The organism is Streptomyces anandii JCM 4720, from assembly GCF_014650655.1.
GTDB lineage: Bacteria > Actinomycetota > Actinomycetes > Streptomycetales > Streptomycetaceae > Streptomyces > Streptomyces anandii.
Window position 1 is genome coordinate 254,798 of the sequence record NZ_BMVJ01000001.1, and the last position, 6,162, is coordinate 260,959.

Annotated in this window: 6 protein-coding genes; 5 read left to right on the forward strand and 1 reads right to left on the reverse strand. The window is 71.9% G+C overall.

What is annotated here, in order from left to right; all coding sequences use genetic code 11:
- Positions 1-164: 164 nt before the first annotated feature.
- Positions 165-1,622: an aldehyde dehydrogenase gene (locus IE249_RS01145; protein WP_189702855.1), complete on the forward strand. Its 1,458-nt coding sequence runs from the start codon at positions 165-167 to the stop codon at positions 1,620-1,622.
- 5 nt (positions 1,623-1,627) lie between these two features.
- Positions 1,628-1,861: a ferredoxin gene (locus tag IE249_RS01150; RefSeq protein ID WP_189703207.1), complete on the forward strand. Its 234-nt coding sequence runs from the start codon at positions 1,628-1,630 to the stop codon at positions 1,859-1,861.
- A gap of 197 nt (positions 1,862-2,058) precedes the next feature.
- Here IE249_RS01150 and IE249_RS01155 read toward each other — a convergent pair whose 3' ends face one another.
- Complete coding sequence (locus IE249_RS01155) at positions 2,059-2,775, reverse strand: TetR family transcriptional regulator (RefSeq protein ID WP_189702856.1); 717 nt, start codon at positions 2,773-2,775, stop codon at positions 2,059-2,061.
- 208 nt (positions 2,776-2,983) lie between these two features.
- Between IE249_RS01155 and IE249_RS01160 the strand changes: the two genes are divergently transcribed.
- The 3 genes from IE249_RS01160 to IE249_RS01170 all read left to right on the forward strand — a co-directional run.
- Positions 2,984-4,423, forward strand: a complete 1,440-nt coding sequence (locus IE249_RS01160; protein ID WP_189702857.1) for a glycosyltransferase family 4 protein — start codon at positions 2,984-2,986, stop codon at positions 4,421-4,423.
- Entirely contained in the window at positions 4,417-5,193 is a 777-nt protein-coding gene (locus IE249_RS01165) for a class I SAM-dependent methyltransferase (RefSeq protein ID WP_189702858.1), read from the forward strand. Before IE249_RS01160 ends, IE249_RS01165 begins: the two co-directional genes overlap by 7 nt.
- A partial coding sequence (locus IE249_RS01170) for a prenyltransferase/squalene oxidase repeat-containing protein (RefSeq protein ID WP_229857161.1) occupies positions 5,190-6,162 on the forward strand: 973 nt, incomplete at its 3' end. The genes IE249_RS01165 and IE249_RS01170, both read left to right, overlap by 4 nt.

A 6,162-nucleotide genomic window follows, 5' to 3' on the forward strand; every position in this document is an offset into this window, starting at 1 on the left:
CGCACACCACCACCGTGATCGAACGTCAGAGCCATAGACCCGTCCTCCGTCCCCCTCCACGGCCACCGCTCACACGGCCATTGCCCACTATAACTAGAACTGATATCAGTTCTGAAAGAGCGTCAGAAACTGCCGGACACCCGTGCCGCAGGAGGCAGTCGGTTATGACCGAGCTCGTGGAACACGGACAGCTGTTCATCGGCGGGGAGTTGACCGACCCCCTGGGCAAAGACGTCATCGAGGTGGTCTCGCCGCACACCGAGAAGGTCTTCGGGCGGGTGCCGCACGCCTCCCGTGCGGACGTCGACCGTGCCGTCGCCGCCGCGCGCCGCGCCTTCGACGAGGGGCCCTGGCCGCGCCTCGGCCTCGACGAGCGGATCGAGGTCGTGACGAGGATCAAGGACGCGATCGGCGCCCGTCACGAGGAGATCGCCCGGCTCATCTCCGCGCAGAACGGCTCCCCCTACTCCTGGAGCGTCCTCGCGCAGGCGCTCGGCGCGATGATGGTGTGGGACGCCGCGATCACCGTGGCGCGGGACTTCCCCTGCGAGGAGACCCGGGACGGCGTGCTCGGGCGGATCCTCGTGCGGCGCGAGCCGGTCGGGGTCGTGGCGGCCGTGGTGCCCTGGAACGTGCCGCAGTTCGTGGCCGCCGCCAAGCTCGCGCCCGCGCTGCTCACCGGCTGCACCGTGGTCCTCAAGCCCTCGCCCGAGTCGCCGCTCGACGCCTACGTCCTCGGCGAGATCGCGCGCGAGGCCGGGCTGCCCGAGGGTGTGCTGTCGATCCTGCCGGCCGACCGAGAGGTGAGCGAGTACCTCGTCGGGCACCCCGGCGTGGACAAGGTCGCCTTCACCGGTTCGGTGGCCGCGGGCAAGCGGGTCATGGAGGTCGCCGCGCGCAACCTCACCCGGGTGACGCTGGAGCTCGGCGGCAAGTCGGCGGCCGTGGTGCTGCCGGACGCCGACCTCCAGGCCGCCGTCGCCGGGATCGTCCCGGCGGCCTGGATGAACAACGGGCAGGCCTGCGTCGCCCAGACCCGCGTGCTGCTCCCGCGCTCGCGCTACGACGAGTTCGCCGACGCCCTCGCCCAGGCGGCCGGCGCGCTGAAGGTCGGCGACCCGCTCGACCCGGCCACCCAGGTCGGCCCGCTGGTGGCGAGGCGCCAGCAGCGGCGCAACCTCGACTACATCCGCATCGGCCAGGAGGAGGGCGCCAAGATCCTCACCGGCGGCGGCCGCCCGCAGGGCCTGGACCGCGGCTGGTACGTGGAGCCGACTCTCTTCGGCGACGTCGACAACTCCATGCGCATCGCCCGCGAGGAGATCTTCGGCCCGGTGATCTGCCTGCTGCCCTACGGCGACGAGTCCGAGGCCCTGCGCATCGCGAACGACTCCGACTACGGGCTCAGCGGCAGCGTGTGGACGGCCGACGTGGAGCACGGCATCGACGTGGCACGGCGGGTGCGCACCGGCACGTACTCCGTGAACACCTTCAGCCTGGACATGCTCGGTCCCTTCGGCGGCTACAAGAACTCCGGGCTGGGGCGGGAGTTCGGGCCCGAGGGGTACGGGGAGTACCTGGAGCACAAGATGATCCACCTGCCTGCCGGCCGGGAGGCGTGAGCGGGATGGGGGACCGCTGGCACGTGGAGGTCGACCGGTCGCTGTGCATCGGATCCGCGCAGTGCGTGCACCGCGCCCCCGGCGGCTTCCGGCTGGACGCGGGACGCCAGTCCCGGCCGGTGGAGGCGGAGACGGACGCCGACGAGGGGATCCTGCTGGCGGCGGAGAACTGCCCCGTGGAAGCCATCGCGATCACCCTGTTGAGCAGCGGGGAGCCGGTCTTCCCGCCGGAGGAGTAGAAATATTTTGGTACGGGTATTGCGTCCGGTTTCGTCGGAGTTATCCTGAAATCAGCCTACGAGGCGAGCGAGGAAACTCGAGCGGAGTAGCCGACTTCCGCGTGACGCTTACGCATCCGCTGGGGCCGACGTCGACGGTCGGGCGACGAACCCGTCTCGTAGGTCTTTTTCATGCCCGCAGGCTCATGCCCGCAGGCTCATGCCCGCGGCCCGCGGTCCGGCTGCGTCGTCAGGTCGATCAGCCTGCACACCGTCTCTATGTCTATCCGCACTTGAGCGATCGAGGCGCGCCCCGACAGCCAGGTGATCAGCGCCGAGTGCCAGGTGTGCTCGATGACGCGGACCGCGGACAGCTGCTTTGGGGTGGGATCGCCGTCCAGGCCCATGGCGTCCAGGATGATCGCGGTGGTCTGCCGGGAGACCTGGTCCACCTCCGGGCTCACGCTGCGGTCGGCGAAGGTCAGCGCCCTGACCATCGCGTCGGCCAGGTGCGGCTCGCGCTGCAGCGCGCGGAAGGCGCGCATCAGGGTCTCCGCCACCCGTTCGGCCGCACTGTCCCCGGCCGGCGGCTTCTTGCGCAGGGTGCCGTGCATGCGCTCCAGCTGGTCCTGCATCGTGGCGACCAGCAGATGGACCTTGGACGGGAAGTACCGGTAGAGCGTGCCGAGCGCGACCTGCGAGGACTCCGCGACCTCGCGCATCTGCACCGCGTCGAAGCCGCCCCGGCTGGCCAGCTGGGCGCTCGCGTGCAGGATGCGGCGACGGCGCGCCTCCTGCCGCTCGGTGAGCGGCGAGGTGGGCGGCGACGCGGACGGCGACGCGGACGGCCCGCCCTGCGCGCCCTGTGCGCGCGAGGCCGCGGGCCCGGGGGACGGGCGCGCCGCTCTGGCTCCCGGTGTGGCTTCCGCAGGCATGGGTCCCGCTCCGTGGCAGTAGGTGAGGCGCTCGATCCGGACGGCGGCGCGGTGCCCCGGCCGTGGCGCGAATCACCTGATCCACTGCTCACACCGCGGCTACCTGCCGGTAGATTCGGAGCCTCCTGGACGATCAAGTCTGAAACTTGTTCTAGATTAGCGTCCCGGCGTAATCTCGCGGGACAGTGCAGTCAGAAGGGGGCCCAGAGTGACCGCTGAGGCCAGTCGGACGGGGTCCCCGACGGACCTCGCCGCGGACGGCGGGCGACCGCTCGACATCGCGCTCCTCACCTACAAGGGAAACCCGTTCTGCGGCGGCCAGGGCGTCTACGTACGCCATCTCTCGCGCGAACTGGCCCGCCTCGGTCACCGGGTCGAGGTGATCGGCGCCCAGCCCTACCCCGTACTCGACGAGGACGAGGACGGAAACGAGGGCTACCGGGGCTCCCTGCACCTGACCGAACTGCCCAGCCTCGACCTCTACCGCCAGCCGGACCCCTTCCGCACGCCCGGGCGCGAGGAGTACCGCGACTGGGTCGACGTGCTCGAGGTCGCCACCATGTGGACCGGGGGCTTCCCCGAGCCGCTGACCTTCTCGCTGCGCGCCCGCCGCCACCTGCGCGCCCGCCGCGGCGAGTTCGACGTCGTGCACGACAACCAGACCCTCGGCTACGGACTGCTCGGCGACGTCGGCGCCCCCCTGGTGACCACCATCCACCACCCCATCACCGTGGACCGGAAGCTGGAACTGGACGCCGCCGAGGGCCGGCTGCGGCGGCTGTCGGTGCGCCGCTGGTACGCCTTCACCCGGATGCAGAAGCGCGTCGCGCGCCGGCTGCCCTCCGTGCTCACCGTCTCCGGCACCTCCCGCCAGGAGATCGTCGACCACCTCGGGGTGCGCGAGGACCGCATCCACGTCGTGCACATCGGCGCCGACACCGACCTGTTCTCGCCCGACGCGTCCGTGCCGCAGGTGCCCGGGCGGATCGTCACCACCTCCAGCGCGGACGTGCCGCTCAAGGGGCTGGTCTTCCTCGTCGAGGCGCTGGCGAAGGTGCGCACCGAGCACCCCGGGGCGCACCTCGTCGTCGTCGGCAAGCGGGCCGAGGACGGACCGGTCGCGCAGGCCATCGAGCGGTACGGCCTTCAGGACGCCGTCGAGTTCGTCAAGGGCATCTCGGACGCCGAACTGGTCGGCCTGGTGCGCTCGGCCGAGATCGCGTGCGTGCCGTCGCTCTACGAGGGCTTCTCCCTGCCCGCGGCCGAGGCGATGGCCACGGGCACGCCTCTGGTCGCCACCACCGGCGGGGCCATCCCCGAGGTCGCCGGGCGCGACGGCGAGACCTGCCTGGCGGTGCCGCCGGGCGACGCGGGAGCGCTGGCCGCCGGGCTGAACCGGCTGCTGGGGGACGCGGAGTTGCGTACGAGGCTGGGGGCGGCCGGGCGGGAGCGGGTGCTGTCGCGGTTCACCTGGGCGCGCGCCGCCGAGGGCACGGTGGCCCAGTACCGGGAGGCCATCGCCCGCTCCGCGGTCACGGGCACTCACCTCCCCCACTCTCCTAACGGGGGGACCCCCACCGCGGTCCAGGATCCCGGCCGCTCCGCATCCTCAGAGGCTGTCTACTCCGAAAGCAGGGCCACGTGCTGACCGTCGACTTCTCCCGGTTCCCGCTCGCCCCGGGCGACCGCGTCCTGGACCTCGGCTGCGGCGCCGGCCGGCACGCGTTCGAGTGCTACCGGCGCGGCGCCCAGGTCGTGGCGCTGGACCAGAACGGCGAGGAGATCCGCGAGGTCGCGAAGTGGTTCGCGGCGATGAAGGAGGCCGGCGAGGCGCCCGCCGGGGCCACCGCCACCGCCATGGAGGGCGACGCCCTCGCGCTGCCCTTCCCCGACGAGTCCTTCGACGTCGTCATCATCTCCGAGGTGATGGAGCACATCCCGGACGACAAGGGCGTCCTCGCCGAGATGGTGCGCGTGCTCAAGCCCGGCGGCCGCATCGCGATCACCGTGCCGCGCTACGGCCCCGAGAAGGTCTGCTGGGCCCTGTCCGACGCCTACCACGAGGTCGAGGGCGGCCACATCCGCATCTACCGGGCCGACGAGCTGCTCGGCAAGATCCGCGAGGCCGGCCTGAGGCCGTACGGCACGCATCACGCGCACGCGCTGCACTCGCCGTACTGGTGGCTCAAGTGCGCCTTCGGCGTCGACAACGACAAGGCGCTGCCGGTGCGCGCGTACCACAAGCTGCTGGTCTGGGACATCATGAGGAAGCCGCTGGTCACCCGGGTCGCCGAGCAGGCGCTCAACCCGCTGATCGGCAAGAGCTTCGTGGCGTACGCGACCAAGCCGCACCTGCCGGGGGTCGACGAGCGGAGCGGGGACGGGAAGACCGAGAAGAGCGGGGCGGCCGCCAAGTGACCACTCCCCGGACAGAACACCTCGTCCTGCCCGGGGTCCTCACCGCCGGGCAGGCCGCCGCGACCGTACGCGGCATCCTCGCCGTGCAGCGGGAGGACGGGGCGATCCCGTGGTTCCGCGGCCACCACCTCGACCCGTGGGACCACGTCGAGGCCGCGATGGCGCTGGACGCGGCGGGCGAGCACGAGGCGGCCGAGCGGGCCTACGAGTGGCTGGCCCGGCACCAGCGCGAGGACGGCTCCTGGTACGCGGCCTACGCCGACGGGGCGCACGACGACGTCACCGACCGGGGCCGGGAGACCAACTTCGTCGCCTACATAGCCGTCGGGGTGTGGCACCACTACCTGTCGACCGGCGACGACACCTTCCTGGACCGCATGTGGCCCGTGGTGTACGCGGCGACCGAGTTCGTGCTGGGGCTGCAGCAGCCGGGCGGGCAGATCGGCTGGAAGCGCGAGGACGACGGCACGGCCACCGCGGACGCGCTGCTGACCGGCTGCTCCTCCATCCACCACGCGCTGTGCTGCGCGCTCGCCATCGCCGAGCAGCGCGAAGAGCCGCAGCCCGACTGGGAGTTGGCGGTCGGCGCGCTGCGGCACGCGATCCGGCGGCACCCGGAGCGGTTCCTGGACAAGGACCGCTACTCGATGGACTGGTACTACCCGGTGCTCGGCGGCGCGCTGACCGGCGCGGAGGCCAAGGCCCGCATCGACGCGGACTGGGACCGCTTCGTGGTGCCCGGTCTCGGCGTGCGCTGCGTGGTGCCCAACCCGTGGGTGACGGGCGGTGAGTCGGCCGAACTCGCCCTGGCCCTGTGGGCGGTGGGCGAGTCCGACCGCGCGCTGGACGTCCTGCAGTCCATCCAGCACCTGCGCGACGCGGAGACCGGCCTGTACTGGACCGGTTACGTCTTCGAGGACGAGGCCATATGGCCGAAGGAGCTGACCACGTGGACGGCCGGCTCCCTGC